General features: G+C 63.9%; 14 protein-coding genes. 10 read left to right on the top strand and 4 right to left on the bottom strand.

Features of this window, described 5'->3' with window-relative positions; all coding sequences use genetic code 11:
- Nucleotide 1 precedes the first annotated feature (1 nt).
- The gene (locus NKH89_RS09595; protein WP_023717939.1) at nt 2-475 is read right to left on the bottom strand and encodes a VOC family protein; all 474 of its coding nucleotides are present in this window, start codon (nt 473-475) and stop codon (nt 2-4) included.
- Between the two features lie 282 nt (nt 476-757).
- Here NKH89_RS09595 and ilvD point away from each other — a divergent pair, with 282 nt between their 5' ends.
- From ilvD to NKH89_RS09610, 3 genes are all read left to right on the top strand, one after another.
- On the top strand, nt 758-2602 hold the full coding sequence (gene ilvD, locus NKH89_RS09600; protein ID WP_352495765.1) for a dihydroxy-acid dehydratase: 1845 nt from the start codon (nt 758-760) through the stop codon (nt 2600-2602).
- 28 nt (nt 2603-2630) lie between these two features.
- A complete protein-coding gene (locus tag NKH89_RS09605) occupies nt 2631-3905 on the top strand; it encodes an amidohydrolase family protein (RefSeq protein WP_352495764.1) in 1275 nt (424 codons plus the stop codon).
- Nucleotides 3906-4019: 114 nt separating this feature from the next.
- The gene (locus NKH89_RS09610) at nt 4020-4940 is read left to right on the top strand and encodes a DMT family transporter (RefSeq protein ID WP_352495763.1); all 921 of its coding nucleotides are present in this window, start codon (nt 4020-4022) and stop codon (nt 4938-4940) included.
- Here the strand turns inward: NKH89_RS09610 and NKH89_RS09615 are convergent.
- Nucleotides 4937-5839, bottom strand: coding sequence for a phosphotransferase (locus tag NKH89_RS09615; RefSeq protein WP_352495762.1), 903 nt, complete (start codon nt 5837-5839; stop codon nt 4937-4939). The genes NKH89_RS09610 and NKH89_RS09615 overlap by 4 nt on opposite strands.
- A 104-nt stretch (nt 5840-5943) precedes the next feature.
- Here NKH89_RS09615 and NKH89_RS09620 point away from each other — a divergent pair, with 104 nt between their 5' ends.
- Nucleotides 5944-6576, top strand: coding sequence for a class I SAM-dependent DNA methyltransferase (locus NKH89_RS09620; RefSeq protein WP_023717942.1), 633 nt, complete (start codon nt 5944-5946; stop codon nt 6574-6576).
- Between the two features lie 18 nt (nt 6577-6594).
- Here NKH89_RS09620 and NKH89_RS09625 read toward each other — a convergent pair whose 3' ends face one another.
- Together NKH89_RS09625 and NKH89_RS09630 are read right to left on the bottom strand one after the other, a co-directional pair.
- Nucleotides 6595-9048, bottom strand: coding sequence for a GcvT family protein (locus NKH89_RS09625; protein WP_352908656.1), 2454 nt, complete (start codon nt 9046-9048; stop codon nt 6595-6597).
- The gene (locus tag NKH89_RS09630) at nt 9045-9929 is read right to left on the bottom strand and encodes a phosphotransferase (RefSeq protein WP_352495768.1); all 885 of its coding nucleotides are present in this window, start codon (nt 9927-9929) and stop codon (nt 9045-9047) included. Before NKH89_RS09630 ends, NKH89_RS09625 begins: the two co-directional genes overlap by 4 nt.
- 435 nt (nt 9930-10364) lie before the next feature.
- Between NKH89_RS09630 and NKH89_RS09635 the strand changes: the two genes are divergently transcribed.
- From NKH89_RS09635 to NKH89_RS09660, 6 genes are all read left to right on the top strand, one after another.
- Nucleotides 10365-11141, top strand: coding sequence for a DeoR/GlpR family DNA-binding transcription regulator (locus NKH89_RS09635; RefSeq protein ID WP_352495767.1), 777 nt, complete (start codon nt 10365-10367; stop codon nt 11139-11141).
- A gap of 66 nt (nt 11142-11207) precedes the next feature.
- Entirely contained in the window at nt 11208-12134 is a 927-nt protein-coding gene (locus tag NKH89_RS09640) for a LysR family transcriptional regulator (RefSeq protein WP_352495760.1), read from the top strand.
- A 201-nt stretch (nt 12135-12335) separates the two neighbouring features.
- On the top strand, nt 12336-13490 hold the full coding sequence (locus NKH89_RS09645; protein WP_352908657.1) for an ABC transporter substrate-binding protein: 1155 nt from the start codon (nt 12336-12338) through the stop codon (nt 13488-13490).
- Nucleotides 13491-13672: 182 nt separating this feature from the next.
- Nucleotides 13673-14671 carry an ABC transporter ATP-binding protein gene (locus NKH89_RS09650; protein WP_352908658.1) on the top strand — a complete coding sequence of 333 codons (999 nt, stop codon included), beginning with the start codon at nt 13673-13675 and terminating at the stop codon, nt 14669-14671.
- Nucleotides 14672-14685: 14 nt separating this feature from the next.
- Nucleotides 14686-15636, top strand: a complete 951-nt coding sequence (locus NKH89_RS09655; protein WP_352484000.1) for an ABC transporter permease — start codon at nt 14686-14688, stop codon at nt 15634-15636.
- The gene (locus NKH89_RS09660; protein WP_352483989.1) at nt 15626-16441 is read left to right on the top strand and encodes an ABC transporter permease; all 816 of its coding nucleotides are present in this window, start codon (nt 15626-15628) and stop codon (nt 16439-16441) included. Before NKH89_RS09655 ends, NKH89_RS09660 begins: the two co-directional genes overlap by 11 nt.
- Nucleotides 16442-16453 lie beyond the last annotated feature (12 nt).

Here is a 16453-nt window from a genome sequence, read left to right on the forward strand (position 1 = left end):
TTCACGCCTTGGCCGCCTCTTCGATCTTGGCGACGTCGATCTTGGTCATCTGCATCATCGCCTGCATCACGCGGCCGGCCTTTTCCCTGTCGGGGTCCAACAGCAGTTTGGGCAGCTGCTCGGGAACGACCTGCCAGGAGAGGCCGAATTTGTCCTTCAGCCAGCTGCACTGGCTGGGCTCGCCACCGCCCGCGATGAGCCTGTCCCAGAAATAGTCGACCTCTTCCTGCGTCTTGCAGTCGATGGAGAGCGAGACCGCCTCGGTGAACTTGAATTGCGGGCCGCCGTTGAGGGCCTGGAACGGAACGCCGTCGAGCTCGAATGAGACCATCAGCACCTTGCCCTCACGATCGCCGCTGCCCTTGGGCCAGCGCATCACGCTCAGCACCTTCGAATTCTTGAAGATGGAAACGTAGTGGTTCATGGCCTCCTCGGCCTGGTCGTCGAACCACAGGCAGGTGGTGATCTTTTGCATTCTCTTGCTCCTCGGGCTGGTTTGTTTGCTTTCGAAACGGCCGGCTGGTGATTGATGCCCCGCTCCTGCCGTCTGCCCAAGGACGCTCGAGTAAAACACGATCCGACAGCACCTCTGACTTTTTTGCGGTCTGGACCGGCTGCGTCTTTGGCTGGCCGTTCGTTCCGCTACCTGGCGCAGCGCAAAATTGTGGCCAGACCAGAGCGTGGCGTCTATAAGGCCTGCGGCTCAATTCCGGTTTTCCGCACCTTTGGGTGCGACGCAGACAGCAAGGACAGTTCAATGCCCGCCTACCGTTCCCGCACCACCACCCATGGCCGCAACATGGCCGGCGCCCGCGGCCTGTGGCGCGCCACCGGGATGAAGGATTCGGATTTCGGCAAGCCGATCATCGCCGTGGTCAATTCCTTCACCCAGTTCGTGCCGGGCCACGTCCATCTCAAGGACCTCGGCCAGCTGGTTGCCCGCGAGATCGAGAAGGCCGGCGGCGTCGCCAAAGAATTCAACACCATCGCCGTCGACGACGGCATCGCCATGGGCCATGACGGCATGCTGTATTCGCTGCCGTCGCGCGAATTGATCGCCGATTCCGTCGAATACATGGTCAACGCGCATTGCGCAGACGCCATGGTCTGCATCTCGAATTGCGACAAGATCACGCCGGGCATGCTGATGGCGTCGCTGCGCCTCAACATCCCGACTGTCTTCGTCTCCGGCGGACCGATGGAGGCCGGCAAGGTGGTGCTCGCCGGCAAGAGCCAGGCGCTCGACCTAGTCGACGCCATGGTCGCCGCCGCCGACGACAAGATCTCCGACGAGGACGTCAAGATCATCGAGCGCTCGGCCTGCCCGACCTGCGGCTCGTGCTCGGGCATGTTCACCGCCAATTCGATGAACTGCCTGACCGAGGCGCTCGGCCTCTCGCTACCCGGCAACGGCTCGACGTTGGCGACGCACGCCGACCGCAAGCGCCTGTTCGTCGAGGCCGGCCATCTGATCGTGGATCTCGCCCAGCGCTATTACGAGCAGGACGACGACACCGCGCTGCCGCGCAGCATCGCCTCGAAGGGCGCCTTCGAGAACGCCATGACGCTCGACATCGCCATGGGCGGTTCGACCAACACCGTGCTGCACATCCTTGCCGCAGCACATGAGGGCGAGGTCGACTTCACCATGGAGGACATCGACCGGCTGTCGCGGCGGGTACCGGTGCTTTGCAAGGTGGCTCCGGCCAAGGCCGACGTCCACATGGAGGATGTCCACCGCGCCGGCGGCATCATGGCGATCCTCGGCCAGCTGGATAGCGCCGGGCTGATCAACCGCGACCTGCCGACGGTGCACACCGCGAGCCTCGGCGAAGCGCTCGACCACTGGGATATCTCGCGCACCACCAGCCAGAATGTCCGCGATTTCTTCCTGGCGGCACCCGGCGGCGTGCCGACGCAAGTCGCGTTCAGCCAGGACCGCCGCTGGGATGATCTCGATCTCGACCGCGAGAAAGGTGTCATCCGCTCGGCCGAACATCCTTTCTCAAGGGATGGTGGCCTCGCCGTGCTGAAAGGCAATCTCGCATTCGACGGCTGCATCGTGAAGACTGCCGGCGTCGATGAATCGATCCTGAAATTCACCGGTCCGGCAAGAGTGTTCGAAAGCCAGGATGCCAGCGTCAAGGCGATCCTGTCGAACGAGGTCAAGGCCGGCGATGTCGTCGTCATCCGCTATGAAGGGCCGCGCGGCGGCCCCGGCATGCAGGAAATGCTCTATCCGACCAGCTATCTTAAATCGAAGGGTCTCGGCAAAGCCTGCGCACTGATCACCGACGGGCGCTTTTCCGGCGGCACCTCCGGCCTGTCGATCGGCCACGTCTCGCCGGAAGCGGCGGAAGGCGGGCTGATCGGGCTGGTCAGGGAAGGCGACACGATCGAGATCGACATCCCCAACCGCACCATCCGGCTGGCTGTCGACGACGCGGAATTCATCGCCCGTCGCGCGGCGATGGAGGCGAAGGGAACGGCTGCCTGGAAGCCCGAGGAAAAGCGCAAGCGCAAGGTGACGATGGCCTTGCGCGCCTATGCGGCGATGGCAACCAGTGCTGCCAAGGGTGCGGTGCGGTACGTGCCGGAATAGGCATCATTCTTCAACGAGGTGGCGATAAATGGATTTCGACCTTGTGGTGCGCGGCGGGACGCTGCCCGACGGCAGGATCGCCGATATCGGCATCGTCGGCGAGACGATCGCGGCGATCGAGCCTGAGCTCAACATCAGCGCCGGCACGGCGATCGATGCCCATGGCAATCTGGTCTCGCCGCCTTTCGTCGATCCGCATTTCCATATGGACGCCACGCTTTCGCTCGGCATTCCCCGCATCAATGTCTCGGGCACGTTGCTCGAAGGCATTTCTCTGTGGGGCGAGCTGAAGCCGCTTCTGACCCACGAGGCGGTGCGCGACCGTGCGCTTGCCTATTGCGACTGGGCGGTGTCGATGGGCCTGCTCGCCATCCGCACCCATGTCGATGTCTGCGACGATCGCCTGCTGGCGGTGGAAGCGCTGCTCGACGTGAAGAAGACGGTTGCGCCGTATATCGACCTGCAATTGGTCGCCTTCCCGCAGGACGGGTTTTACCGCTCGCCGACGGCGCGCGACAACACCACCCGCGCGCTCGACATGGGCGTCGATGTCGTCGGCGGCATCCCGCATTTCGAGCGCACCATGGCCGACGGTACGCGCTCCGTCACCGAGCTCTGCGAGATCGCGGCCGAGCGCGGCCTGATGGTCGACCTGCATTGCGACGAGACCGACGATCCGCTGTCGCGCCACGTCGAGCAGCTTGCCTATGAGACGCAGCGGCTTGGATTGCAGGGCAGAGTGGCCGGCTCGCACCTCACCTCGATGCATTCGATGGATAATTACTACGTCTCGAAGCTGTTGCCGCTGATCGCCGAGGCCGGCGTTTCGGCGATCCCCAATCCGCTGATCAACATCATGCTGCAGGGCCGCCACGACACCTTTCCCAAGCGCCGCGGCTTGACGCGGGTCAAGGAAATGCTGGCGCACGGGATCCGCGTCGGCTGGGGCCAGGATTGCGTGCTCGACCCCTGGTATTCGCTGGGCACCGCAGACATGCTCGACGTCGCCTTCATGGGCCTGCATGTCGCGCAGATGTCGAGCCCAGCCGAGATGGCGCGCTGTTTCGACATGGTCACCAACGTCAATGCCGCCATCATGGGTCTCGACCACCTTGGCCTGGCCGTCGGCAAGCGCGCCAGCCTGGTCGTTCTCGATGCCGGCAACCCGCTCGAGGCGCTGCGCCTGCGCCCCGAGCGGCTCTGCGTCATTGCCAAAGGCAAGGTGGTGGCCGAGCGGAGCCGGCAGGACACGCGGCTTTCGATCGCCGGAAGGCCGGGCACCGTGAATCGGCGCCACGCTTAGACCAGCCGATTTCCGGCGCTGGTCTTACCGAATTCTCGATTTTCGCCTCGTCACGGCCGCTGCTAGCGACTACGACGCGGGTCACCGTAGCCACGGCGAGGAACCGGTAACGGAATGGCGCAGCCCGCAGCCCAGAACTCGACGATCAGGAACGTGCTGCTGGCCGGCATCCTGCTGATGCTCGCCGGCGATTTCCTGTTTGCCTTGAACGACGCGATGGGCAAGTGGCTGGTCGCCAGTTTTTCCGTCGGCCAGGTCGTGCTGATCCGCTCGATCGGCGCCTTTTTCATACTCGGGCCGATGATTGCACATCAGGGTGCGGCCAAGCTGTTTCGCATGGAGCGGCCGGAGCTGCAGCTGCTGCGCGTGGTGATGACGACGCTCGACACGGCGCTGTTCTACGCGGCGGTCGTCTATCTGCCGCTCGCCGACGTGATGAGCTTCTACATGGCCGGGCCGATCTATGTCGCGGCGCTGTCGCACTTCTTGCTTGGCGAAAGGGTCGGCTGGCGCCGCTGGGCGGCTATCCTGGTCGGTTTCTGCGGCGTGCTGATCATGCTGAAGCCGTCTTCGGCCGCGTTCTCGCTGTCGTCGATGTTCGCGCTCGCCGGCAGCATTTCCTTTGCCTTCGCCATCATCCTCAACCGGCGACTGCGCGGCACCAGCGACACCTCGCTGGTCACCTGGCAAACCATCGGCACGCTGCTGGTCGGCGCTGCGTTGACCATCGGCAGTTGGAAGACGCCGTCCTCGCTCGATTTCGGCGCCATGCTGCTTCTCGGCATTGTCTCCTGCGGCGCGCATCTGATGATCACTAGGGCATTGAAGCTTGCGCCTGCCTCGACCTTGGCGCCGCTGCATTACAGCCTGCTGTTGTGGGCAGTGATCTTCGGCTCGGCCTTCTTCGGCGATGTGCCTGGGCCACGCATCCTGGTCGGCTCGGCCATTGTCGTGCTGGCCGGCCTGTTCATCTTCCACCGCCAGAAGGTGGTCGACACGGTGCCGCCCGAAAACGTGCCGAAGGGTGTGAATTAACCCCGGCGCACCGCCGCGAGATGCCGGGAAAATTCCGGCGTCTCCATCAGTGCCTTGCAGCGCGCGAAGCGGCCGTCGGCGTAGGCGCGGAAATCGTCGACCGGATTTTTGTTGGCAAGCTGGATCAAGCCCCACAGCGTCCACAACAGGTCGCACATCGCCTTGTAGATGACGATGCGGGCGCGCTCCGCCGGTCTCGGCTCGCCGCCGAAATAGGCCAGCATCATCTCCTCGTCCTGCGCGGCGTCGAATTGCCCTTCGACGCTGAGGTCGCCGAGATCCCAGAGCGGATCGTTCATCCCGGAATATTCCCAGTCGACGATCCACATCCTGTCGCCCGTATCGAGAAAGTTTTCGCAGAGCGGATCGCAGTGGCAGGCGACGATTGGCAGAGGATGAGCCGCAAGTGCCGAGCGCACGGTTTCCGCTTCGCGGACCCCATCGTGGTAGCCGGCAGGCAGGGCGACGTCCTTGGTCGACAGCACTTTCAGATAATCATCGATCATCGCAAACAGTTCAAAGCGGAAGGGGAACACCGCGCCGGATGTGTGCAGTTTGCGAAAGGCCTTGCCGGCGCGTGCCGGGCTGCCCGGTCGGGTCTTGAATTTTTCCGGCGACATCGTCTCGGCGCTGGCGATGAAGCGGGTCACCAGCACGCCGGTCTCGGCATCGACATGCAGCACTTCCGGGCTGACGCCGGCCTTCGCCGCTTCCCGCGCCGCCACTGCCTCGTTGGCGCGGTTGATGTATTCCTCGGTACCCTTGCCGGGGATACGCAGGCAGAAATCCTTACCCCTGAAGACGAGGTTGGTCAGGCCGCCGAGCCGTTCCAGCGGGCCGTCATAACCGGCCAGCATCGGAATGGCCGCAAGTGCGGCGCGTGCCTGGTCGTCCGCCATGGCTTTCGCTCCTTTTCCAGTCTTTATTGTCGCGACGACGGTTCCACAGTTTTCGCCGTTTGGCTATGATCGCGTCGCAGATCGATACCAGGCGACGGAAAGCGATGACGGACAGCAAACAGCAGAGCGCGCTCGCCGCAGCCTATGCGGCGAAGCGACCGGAAGACGTCGCGGCGCTCTACGACAGCTGGGCCGGCACCTATGACGCCGACATGTCGGCGGCCGGCTATCGCCATCCGACCATCTGCCTTGCCTTGCTGGCCCGCCATCTGCCGCGCGGCGCCGCTCCTCTCCTCGATGCTGGCGCAGGCACCGGGCTCATCGGCGAATGGCTTGCCATCACCGGTTATCCGCAGGTCGAGGCGCTCGACATTTCGGAAGGCATGCTGGCGCAAGCCGCGCGCAAAGGCGTCTATTCGGCCCTTCATTGCCTGGCGCTTGGCGCGCCGCTGCCTTTCGTGGACGATGCCTATGCCGGGATCATCTCAGCCGGCGTCTTCACGTCCGGCCATGTCGGGGCCGAGGGTCTGGACGAGCTGATCCGCATCTGCCGGCCGGGCGGGGTGATCGTGCTGACGGTGAAGAACACGCTGTGGGATGCGGGTTTTGCCGCGCGGATCGCCGAGCTCGAGGCGCAAGGCACCGTCACCCGCGCCGAGGAGACGCCGCCCTATGTCTCGATGCCAGGCGAGGCCGATACGGTGCCCAGCCGGGGGCTGGTGCTCATCGTGAACTGAGGCTGAAACCGGAAGGCTCTAGGCCTTCACCTTTGCTCCCGCCGGATCGTAAAGCGGCTCGAGGTGGATTTTAGCCGGCGTCCGTTCCATCGCCACCACCAGCTCGTAATCGCCGGAGGTGAGGAAATCATCGCCGACGCCATCGGCATTGCGCACATAGCCGTAGCCGATGTTCTTGCCGACGGTGTAGCCATAGCCGCCGCTGGTGAGATAACCGACGGCCTCGCCATTGCGCAGGATGGTCTCACGCCCGAGCAGCACGATATCCGGATCATCGACTGTGAAGCCGGCAAAACGTTTCCTGAGCGCCGCGCCGTCGAGCTTTTCAAGCGCCCGCCGGCCGAGGAAATCGGTGTTCTTCCTGAGCTTCACCGTCCAGCCGAGGCCGGCCTCCTGCGGCGTGTCGTTGGGCGTGATATCGGCGCCCCAGGCGCGGTAACCTTTTTCCAGCCGCAGCGATTCCAGCGCCCGATAGCCGACCGGGCGAATGTCGTGGACAGCGCCCGCCGTCATCAGCGCGTCGAAAACCTCGCCCGTCGCCGCGATCGGCGCATGCAGCTCCCAGCCGAGCTCGCCGACATAGGTGACGCGCAGTGCCCGAATGACGTGGCCGGCAATGGCGATCTCGCGAACATGGCCGAACGGAAAGGCGGCGTTCGAGACGTCGGCATCGGTCACCGCTGACAGCACGTCGCGGGCGCGCGGCCCCATCAGCGACAATGTGCCGAACTCCTCGGTGACGTCGGTCAGCGTCACGTCGAACTCGCTGCCGATATGATCGGCAATCCAGCAGAAATCATGCGTGCGGAAACCGGTGCCGGTGACGATGTAGAATTTCTCCTCATCGAGCCTCGCCACGGTCAAATCGGCCTCGATGCCGCCGCGCGTGTTGAGGAGCTGCGTGTAGGTCAGCCGGCCGACCGGCTTGGCAACGTCGTTGGCGCAGATCCAGTCCAGCGCCTTCAGCGCGTCGGCGCCGGTCATTTCGTATTTGGCGAAAGACGACTGGTCGAAAATGCCGATCTTTTCGCGCACGTGGCGGTGCTCGTCGCCGACGGGTGAAAACCAGTTCTGCCGGCCCATCGAATAGACGTCCTTCGGCTCGATGCCTTCCGGCGCGAACCAGTTCGGCCGCTCCCAGCCGAGTTTCGAGCCGAACACGGCGCGATGTTTTTGCAGCCGCTCGTATAAAGGCGAGACGATGCACGGCCGGCCGGTGACATATTCCTCGTGCGGGAAGCCGATCGTGTAGTGCTTGCCATAGGCTTCCAGCGTGCGGTCGCCGACCCATTGCCGGTCGCGGTTCAGGTCGGAGAAGCGGCGGATGTCGACCACCCACAGATCGAGCGGCGCCTCGCCGTCGACGACCCATTGCGCCAGCACCCAACCGGCGCCGCCGCCGGACGCAATGCCGAAGGCATTGAAGCCGGCGCCGACGAACATATTGGGGCATTCCGGCGCCACACCGAGGATGAAATTGCCGTCCGGCGTAAAGCTCTCCGGACCGTTGATCATCTGCTTGACGCCGACATTGGCGAGCGCCGGGACACGCTCGATCGCCTGGCTCATATGCTGCTCGAAATGATCGTAATCGTCGTCGAACAGCCGGAACTCCCAATCGTCCGGCACATCGCCGGCGGGTAGACCGGTCGTCCAGGCCTGCGGGTTCGGCTCGTAACCGCCCATCACCAACCCGCCGACCTCCTCCTTGAAATAGGTGCGGCGGTCGGGGTCGCGAACTGTCGGCGCGTCGGTCGCCAACCCCTCGATCCTATCGGTGATGATGTACTGGTGCTTCACTGGCTGCAGCGGCACGTTGACGCCGGCCAGCGCACCCACCTGCCGCGCCCATTGCCCGGCGCAGTTCACAACCTTGTCGCAGGCGATGTCGCCCCTGTTCGTCCTAACCTTGACGATCCGGCCGTTGGTCATTTCGAAGCCGGTGACCCGCACCTCCTCGAACAATTTTGCGCCGTGCATACGCGCGCCTTTGGCCAGCGACTGGGTGATGTCGGAAGGGCTTGCCTGCCCGTCGCTCGGCAGCCAGGAAGCGCCGACGAGGTCGCCGGTTTCCAGCAGCGGCCACATTTCCTTGACCTCGGTCGGCGACAGCAGATGCATGTCCATGCCGAAACTCTTTGCCGTCGTTGCCAGCCGCTTATACTCGGTCCAGCGGTCGGCATTGGTGGCTAGCCGCAGGCAGCCGGTCATCTTCCAGCCGGTGGCAAGGCCGGTTTCGGCTTCCAGCCCTTTGTAGAGATCGACCGAATATTTGAGCACGCGCGTGATCGACGCCGACGAGCGCAGCTGGCCGACCAGCCCAGCAGCATGCCAGGTCGAGCCCGAGGTCAGTTTGCCCTGTTCGAGCAGCACGATTTCGGCCTTGTGGTCGCGCGCCAGATGATAGGCCGTCGAACAGCCGATGATGCCACCGCCGATGACGACGATGCCGGCCTGGGCGGGCAAGGTCATGTCCGCGTCCCGTATTTTGTCCTGTAGTTTTCCAGGGCGTCTTCGAGCCGCGCCAGGTTTTCGTCGGTATAGGCGGCGTAGTCGACACCGGGGGCGTCGAGGTAAAGCTCGGAAACCATGCCCCACATCGCCTCGCGCAGCAGCGACGCGCATTGCATGGCGGCGTGCGAGCGCCGTATCGCTTCGTCCGGCTCCTTCATGAAGTAGGCGGTCAGGAAGGCGAAGGATTCCTCGTCGCTCATGCCGGCATTGGAAGCCGCGCCGGCAAGGTCGAACATCGCGGTGTTGAAGCCGGCATATTCGAAATCGATGAGCCATAGCCTGTGACCGTCATCGATTATGTTAGCCGGCAGAAGATCGTTGTGGCCGAAGACGATCGGCAGCAGTTTTTGCGCGCGCTCGAGCTCGTCCGCCAGCGTCAGCAGGCGTGGCAATTCGCCCAGCTTGCGGCTGCCGCCTTCCTCCAGCGTGCGCGCATAGTCGCGAATGACGTGGAATACCCAGAACATGAAGCCGGCGCCGGAGACATGACCGGGCATCTCCCGGTGGAAACCGCGCAGCAACGCGGCGACGCGGCCGAGATCGGCGCGCACGTCTTGCGCGACATAGGCCTTGGCGCCGAGATACTCCGTCACCATGACGCCGGGTCCGGTGTAGCGGACCGCCGGAGCGAAGCCTGCCGCGTGTGCTGCCCGCGCGGTCATCATCTCGCGCTCGCGAAAGACATGGTGGAACGGATAGTCCTGGCCGAGGCGAACGACATGCCGCCCGGCCGCGTCCTTGACCAGATAATTGGCATTGCTCAGGCCGCCCGGCAGCGGCGCAATGTCGATGCTGCCGGTCCAGCAAGGCAGCGCACGGATGCGGTCTTCGACAGTCACGATCTCGTCCAACATTGGGTCAATTTTCCACGCATGTCATGGCTGGCCAGCGATGACAATCGGACGGAGGAATGGAGGCAACACGAAGATCTCGTCGGTGCAGATCTCGGGATCGGTATCCCGCACCGCACCGACGAGCCCCTTTGTGCCGGGTTCTTCGACGCCGGCATCCGCCCCCGCGGATCCTAGATTTCGGTTCCCTCGCACCCGAGGATTTCCCAGGCGTTCAGGCAGGCGATTTTTCGTGCGGCTCAGCCGTCGGCCTCCGTTCCGGGCCTGTCACAGCGATAATGTCGCGCCAGGCTGGAGACGTTGTCAACGCGAAATTGTGGTGTTTTCTGCTTTTTTGCCCGAATGTTGCGAAATATGTTGGAGTAAGTGGCATTTATGCCGTAGAAACGGTCAATGGTGCAACAATTCGACCGGTTGGAACCGATGGGCCACTCGAAGCGGCATGGCGAAATCCTGCGCCTCCTCAAGGAGGAAGGCACCGTCACCATTGCCAGCCTGGCTGACCGGCTGGGCGTCTCGCTGGAGACGGTACGCCGCGATGTCAAGCCACTGACCAGCGATGGTTCCATCCTCAAGATGCATGGCGCCGTCGGCCTGCCGTCGATTGCCGGCGAAGCGCCGTTCGAGCGGCGCATGCGTGAGAACGCCGATGCCAAGCGGGCAATTGCCCGCATGGTCGCTGCCACCATCCGCGACGGCGAGTCGATCATGCTCGACACCGGCACGACCACGAGCTTCCTGGCCCGCGAGCTGCTCGGCCACCGGCGGCTGACGGTCGTCACCAATTCCTCCGACATCGCCCGCACGCTGGCCACCGTCAACGGCAACAAGGTCTATATGGCCGGCGGCGAGCTGCGCAGCGATTCCGGTGCTGCTTTCGGCGTCTCAGCCATCGAATTCGTCAGCCGCTTCTCCGTCAGCCACGCGGTGATTTCGACCGGCGCGGTCGATGCCATCACGGGTGTCATGGACTATGACCTCGAAGAGGCTGAGTTCGCCCGCATGGTGCTGTCGCGCGGCCAGCGTTCGCTTGTCGTCACCGACCACAGCAAATTCGGCCGGCAGGGTCTGGTTCAGGTCTGCGGCTTCGACGGCTTTTCCGAACTCGCGACCGACCGGCCGCCGCCGCATGACATCGCCGCCGCCCTTGCCCAGGCCGGCGCGCGGCTCAGCATTGAGGATGGCGGAAGCGAGGACTGAGCTCTATCGGGAGAACGGCACCAGCACCCACTTCCCAGCGCCGCCTCTGCCGTGTTTAGTCCGGCCATGGCTTTCACCATCCGCCAATTGCAGTTCTTCATCGCCGTCGCCGAGCAAGGCACGGTGTCGGGCGCCGCCCAGAATCTGTCGATCTCGCAATCCTCGGTCACCGAGGCGATCAAGGAGCTGGAGCACGATCTCGGCGTCGAGCTGTTCGAGCGCCACCCGCGCGGGCTGAACATCACCCACAAGGGCCACCAGTTCCTGCGCCATGCGAGGAAGATCCTTGCCGACGTTTCCGATGCGCGCCGCGCCTTCTTCGGCGAACAGATCGCGGCAAGCGGGCGGCTGCAACTTGGCGTCACCTCGCTGGTCGCCGGCTATGTGCTGTCCGATCTTCTTGCCCGCTATCGCCGCGCCTATCCAGGTGTCGAGGTCTCGGCGATCGAAGACAATGGCGACTATCTCGAGCACCTGTTGATCGGCGGCAAGCTCGACATTGCGGTCATGGTCACCTCGAACCTGCGCGACCGCACGGCGCTGCAGTCCGAAATCCTCGAAGTCTCGGCCTACCGGCTGTGGCTGCCGCTCGGCCATCCATTGGCCGGTGCCGACATCATCGGCATCGGCGATATCGCCCCGGAACCGCTGATCATGCTGACCGTCGACGAGATCGAGGAGAATACCGGAAAGCTGCTGACGGCGATCGGCGCCAAACCGCACGTCGCATTCCGCACCCGCTCGGTCGAAGCGGTGCGCAGCCTCGTCGCCACGGGCGCCGGTGTTGCGCTGCTGCCGGACCTGGTCTACCGGCCATGGTCGCTAGAAGGCGACCGCATCGAATCGCGCGATATTTCGGGATCGTTGCCGGTCGTCCAGGTCGGCATGGTCTGGCGGCGCGGCTCCGGCCTGCCGCAGGCGGCGCGCGACTTCATCGGACTTGCCCAGTCGCAGCGCATGGTGCGCCAACGGCCCGAGAAGATCGGCCGCTGATGTATCGGAAAAACCGATATCGGCTTTCTGATAAATGAATTTGCGAAACCGGAAATTTCGCAGCACTTTTCGGCCAGGGAACAAAGCTGCCGCCGGAGCACGGCCCTTCAGAGCCGCGCATCCAACGTTTTTGAACGGGCGCATGATCTTCTTCCGAAAACCGAAACCGGTTTCGGGGTCATGCAAAATGGGAGATCGACGATGAATTCATTGCTGAAATCATGCACTGCCTTGACGGTCGCGCTGACCTTCTCCGGCCAGGCCATCGCCCAGGTCAAGGAGCTGGGCAAGGGTGAAGGCGAGGTCAATATCGTCGCCTGGCCGGGCTATATCGAGCGCGGCGAAACCGACAAGGGCTATGATTGGGTCACGTCGTTCGAGAAGGAAACCGGCTGCAAGGTCAACGTCAAGACCGCCAACACCTCCGACGAGATGGTTTCGTTGATGAACGAAGGCGGTTTCGACCTTGTCACTGCCTCGGGCGACGCCTCGCTGCGCCTGGTTGCGGGCAAGCGCGTCCAGCCGATCAACACCGACCTCATCCCGAGCTGGAAGACGGTCGACGACCGGCTGAAGGATGCGCCCTGGTTCACCGTCGGCGGTGTCCATTACGGCGTGCCGTACCAATGGGGGCCGAATGTGCTGATGTACAACACCGAAGTGTTCAAGGAGGTGCCGAAGAGCTGGAACATCGTGTTCGAGGAAATGAAGCTACCCGACGGCAAGTCGAACAAGGGCCGCGTCCAGGCCTATGACGGGCCGATCCACATTGCTGATGCCGCCAACTACCTGATGGCCCACAAGCCGGAGCTCGGCATCAAGGATCCGTACGACCTGACTGAGGACCAGTACAAGGCTGCGCTCGACCTGCTGCGCGTCCAGCGTACGCTGGTCGGACGCTACTGGCATGACGCTGCCATCCAGGTCGACGATTTCCAGAACGAAGGCGTCGTCGCCTCCGGTTCATGGCCCTATCAGGTCAACACGCTGATCGCGGCCAAGAAGCCGGTCGCCTCGACCATTCCCGAGGAGGGCGTCACCGGCTGGGCCGACACCACCATGATGGAGGCCGATGCGGCCCACCCGAACTGCGCCTACATGTGGATTGAGCATTCGCTGTCGCCGAAAGTGCAGGGCGACGTCTCCGCCTGGTTCGGCTCGCTGCCGGTGGTGCCCGCCGCCTGCAAGGGCAACGAACTGCTCGGCGAAGAGGGCTGCAAGACCAACGGCTACGACAATTTCGACAAGATCAAGTTCTGGAAGACGCCGGTCTCGAAATGCGCCACCCAGAACGACCAGTGCGTGCCCTATTACCGCTGGGTGTCGGACTATATCGGCGTCATCGGCGGACGGTGAGTTCGTCTCACCTACGAAGCTCGGCGCTGCCCCTCACCCTTACCCTCTCCCCGTGAAGAACGGGGGGTCGCCAGCGTTGGAGCGCCTCCCTTCTCCCCGTCCACTACGGGAGAAGGTACCGGCAGGCGGATGAGGGGCAGCGCTACCCTGAATTTGATGAGCCTGACAGATCAGGACAACCCATGACCTCCGCCGTTTCTTTCCAAAAAGTCTCCCGCCATTTCGGCAGCGTGCGTGCCGTCGACGCGGTCGATCTCGACATCGTGCCGGGCGAGTTCTTCGCCATGCTCGGGCCTTCCGGCTCGGGCAAGACGACGTGCCTGCGCCTCATCGCCGGGTTCGAGCAGCCGACGGCGGGCTCGATCTCGATCTTCGGCGAACGCGCCGAGGGCGTGCCGCCCTATCGCCGCAACGTCAACACCGTGTTCCAGGATTATGCGCTGTTCCCGCATCTCAACGTGCTCGACAACGTCGCCTATGGGCTGATGGTCAAGGGCGTCGGCAGACCGGAGCGGCAAAAGGCGGCGGAAGAAGCGCTGGCGCTGGTGCGGCTTCCCGGCTACGGCGCGCGTCGCCCTGGCCAGCTTTCCGGCGGCCAGCGCCAGCGCGTCGCGCTCGCCCGTGCGCTGGTCAACCAGCCCAAGGTGCTGTTGCTCGACGAGCCGCTCGGCGCGCTCGACCTCAAGCTTCGCGAGAACATGCAGGAGGAGTTGAAATCGCTGCAGAAGGCGCTCGGCATCACCTTCGTGTTCGTCACCCATGACCAGGGCGAGGCGCTGTCGATTGCCGATCGCGTCGCCGTCTTCAACGACGGCAAGATCATGCAGATCGGCACGCCGGAAGACATCTACCAGCGCCCCAAGACCCGCTTCGTCGCCGATTTCGTCGGCTCGTCCAACGTACTGCCGCCGGATTTCGTCCAGCGCTATGCCGGCCAGCATCGCTGGGGCAGCCTGCGCCCTGAATCCATTCGCATCGGCCGGGCGGCCAAGGGCGACGGCGTTGCGGCTCGCCTGGTGTCGACCAACTATCTCGGCGCGACGATAAGACTGGCGCTCGATGCCGAAGGCTTGCGGCTGCATGCCATCGTGCCGGCGGGTGCTGCCTTGCCCCGGGAAGGCGAGGCGGTGGTGCTCACCTTCAACCGCGAGCATTTGCATCTGATGGACGAGCTGGGATGAGCCTGGACGCCGCCATGCCGCGGGCCACGACCCCCGCCATCCTGCCGGGAAGCGGCGGCCTGCGCGGCGCGCTCTCCGACCTCTTCTGGCGCCGGCCCCAACTCCTGCTTCTGCTCATGCTGCTGCCGCCGGTTCTTTGGCTCGGCATCGTCTATATCGGCTCGCTGTTCGCGCTGCTTTTGCAGAGCTTCTTCTCGATCGACGAGTTCTCCGGCCTCATCAACCGCGAGTTCACGCTGAAGACTTATGGCGACCTGCTGCAGGCCGCCAATCTCGACATCATCCTGCGCACGGTAACGATGGCGGCGCTGGTGACGTTTGCGTCGGCGGTCATTGCCTTTCCCATCGCCTATTACGCGGCGCGCTATGCGCGCGGCCGTTGGAAGGCGTTGTTTTATCTCGGCGTCATGCTGCCGCTGTGGTCGAGCTACCTGGTCAAGATCTATGCCTGGAAGCTGATCCTCGCCAAGGAAGGCATCCTGACGTGGCTGCTGACCAAATTGCATCTTCTGTGGCTGCTTGATGCCTGGCTGTCGCTGCCGATCGTCGGCGGCAACTCGCTGTCGGTATCGTCCACCGGCACCTTCATCGTCTTTGTCTATGTCTGGCTGCCGTTCATGATCCTGCCGGTGCAGGCGGCCCTCGAGCGCGTGCCGGGCAATCTGGTCGAGGCTTCTTCCGATCTCGGCGCGTCACCCGGCCAGACCTTCCGCAACGTGCTGTTCCCGCTGGCATTGCCGGGTATCGTCGCCGGTTCGATCTTCACCTTCTCGCTGACGCTCGGCGACTACATCATTCCGCAGATCATCGGCACCTCGCGGCTGTTCATCGGCCAGGCCGTCTATTCGCAGCAGGGCACCGCCGGCAACATCCCGCTCGCCGCCGCCTTCACTGTGGTGCCGATCGTCATCATGGGCTTCTATCTCTGGGGCGCCAAGCGCATGGGGGCCTTCGATGCGCTCTGACCGCGGCCAATCCGCGCCGATCGGCCTGAAGCTCGCTGCCACCGGGGGCCTGCTTTTCCTGCACCTGCCGATTCTGCTGATCTTCGTCTATGCCTTCACCACCGAGGAGAAGAGCTTCGTCTGGCCGCCGCCGGGCCTGACCACGCAATGGTTCGCCGTCACCTGGAACCGCCCCGACGTCTGGCAGGCGCTGTCGCTGTCTGTACGGGTCGCGGCGATCTCGACCGCCATCGCGCTGGTCCTCGGCACGCTCTGCGCCGCCGCCGTGTCCCGCACAAAATTCTTTGGCCGCGAAACCATCTCGCTGCTGGTCATCCTGCCGATCGCGTTGCCCGGCATCATCACCGGCATTGCGCTGCGCTCGGCCTTCGCGCTGGCCGAAATCCCGTTCTCGTTCTGGACGATCGTCCTCGGCCACGCCACCTTCTGCGTGGTCGTCGTCTACAACAATGCGGTCGCCCGTTTCCGCCGCACGTCCGGCTCGATGATCGAGGCGTCGATGGATCTCGGCGCCGACGGTTTCCAGACCTTTCGGCATGTCGTGCTGCCCAACATCGCAACCGCGCTGCTGGCCGGCGGCATGCTTGCCTTTGCGCTGTCCTTCGACGAGGTCATCGTCACCACCTTCACCGCCGGCCAGCAGCAGACGGTGCCGATCTGGATGCTCGAAGAGTTGATCCGTCCGCGCCAGCGTCCGGTCACCAATGTCGTGGCCATGGTGGTGGTGCTGGTGACGCTGCTTCCCATCCTCGCTGCCTATTACCTGACCCGCGACGGCGACCAGATCGCCGGTTCGGGCAAATGATCTCGTTCATAA

The sequence above is a fragment of the Mesorhizobium sp. M0923 genome, assembly GCF_040319365.1.
GTDB lineage: Bacteria > Pseudomonadota > Alphaproteobacteria > Rhizobiales > Rhizobiaceae > Mesorhizobium.

Coding starts and splice junctions, on each gene's coding strand:
- NKH89_RS09595 (WP_023717939.1), bottom strand. CDS start 475: ATGCAAAAGATCACCACCTGCCTGTGGTTCGACGACCAGGCCGAGGAG.
- ilvD (WP_352495765.1), top strand. CDS start 758: ATGCCCGCCTACCGTTCCCGCACCACCACCCATGGCCGCAACATGGCC.
- NKH89_RS09605 (WP_352495764.1), top strand. CDS start 2,631: ATGGATTTCGACCTTGTGGTGCGCGGCGGGACGCTGCCCGACGGCAGG.
- NKH89_RS09610 (WP_352495763.1), top strand. CDS start 4,020: ATGGCGCAGCCCGCAGCCCAGAACTCGACGATCAGGAACGTGCTGCTG.
- NKH89_RS09615 (WP_352495762.1), bottom strand. CDS start 5,839: ATGGCGGACGACCAGGCACGCGCCGCACTTGCGGCCATTCCGATGCTG.
- NKH89_RS09620 (WP_023717942.1), top strand. CDS start 5,944: ATGACGGACAGCAAACAGCAGAGCGCGCTCGCCGCAGCCTATGCGGCG.
- NKH89_RS09625 (WP_352908656.1), bottom strand. CDS start 9,048: ATGACCTTGCCCGCCCAGGCCGGCATCGTCGTCATCGGCGGTGGCATC.
- NKH89_RS09635 (WP_352495767.1), top strand. CDS start 10,365: ATGGGCCACTCGAAGCGGCATGGCGAAATCCTGCGCCTCCTCAAGGAG.
- NKH89_RS09640 (WP_352495760.1), top strand. CDS start 11,208: ATGGCTTTCACCATCCGCCAATTGCAGTTCTTCATCGCCGTCGCCGAG.
- NKH89_RS09645 (WP_352908657.1), top strand. CDS start 12,336: ATGAATTCATTGCTGAAATCATGCACTGCCTTGACGGTCGCGCTGACC.
- NKH89_RS09650 (WP_352908658.1), top strand. CDS start 13,673: ATGACCTCCGCCGTTTCTTTCCAAAAAGTCTCCCGCCATTTCGGCAGC.
- NKH89_RS09655 (WP_352484000.1), top strand. CDS start 14,686: ATGCCGCGGGCCACGACCCCCGCCATCCTGCCGGGAAGCGGCGGCCTG.
- NKH89_RS09660 (WP_352483989.1), top strand. CDS start 15,626: ATGCGCTCTGACCGCGGCCAATCCGCGCCGATCGGCCTGAAGCTCGCT.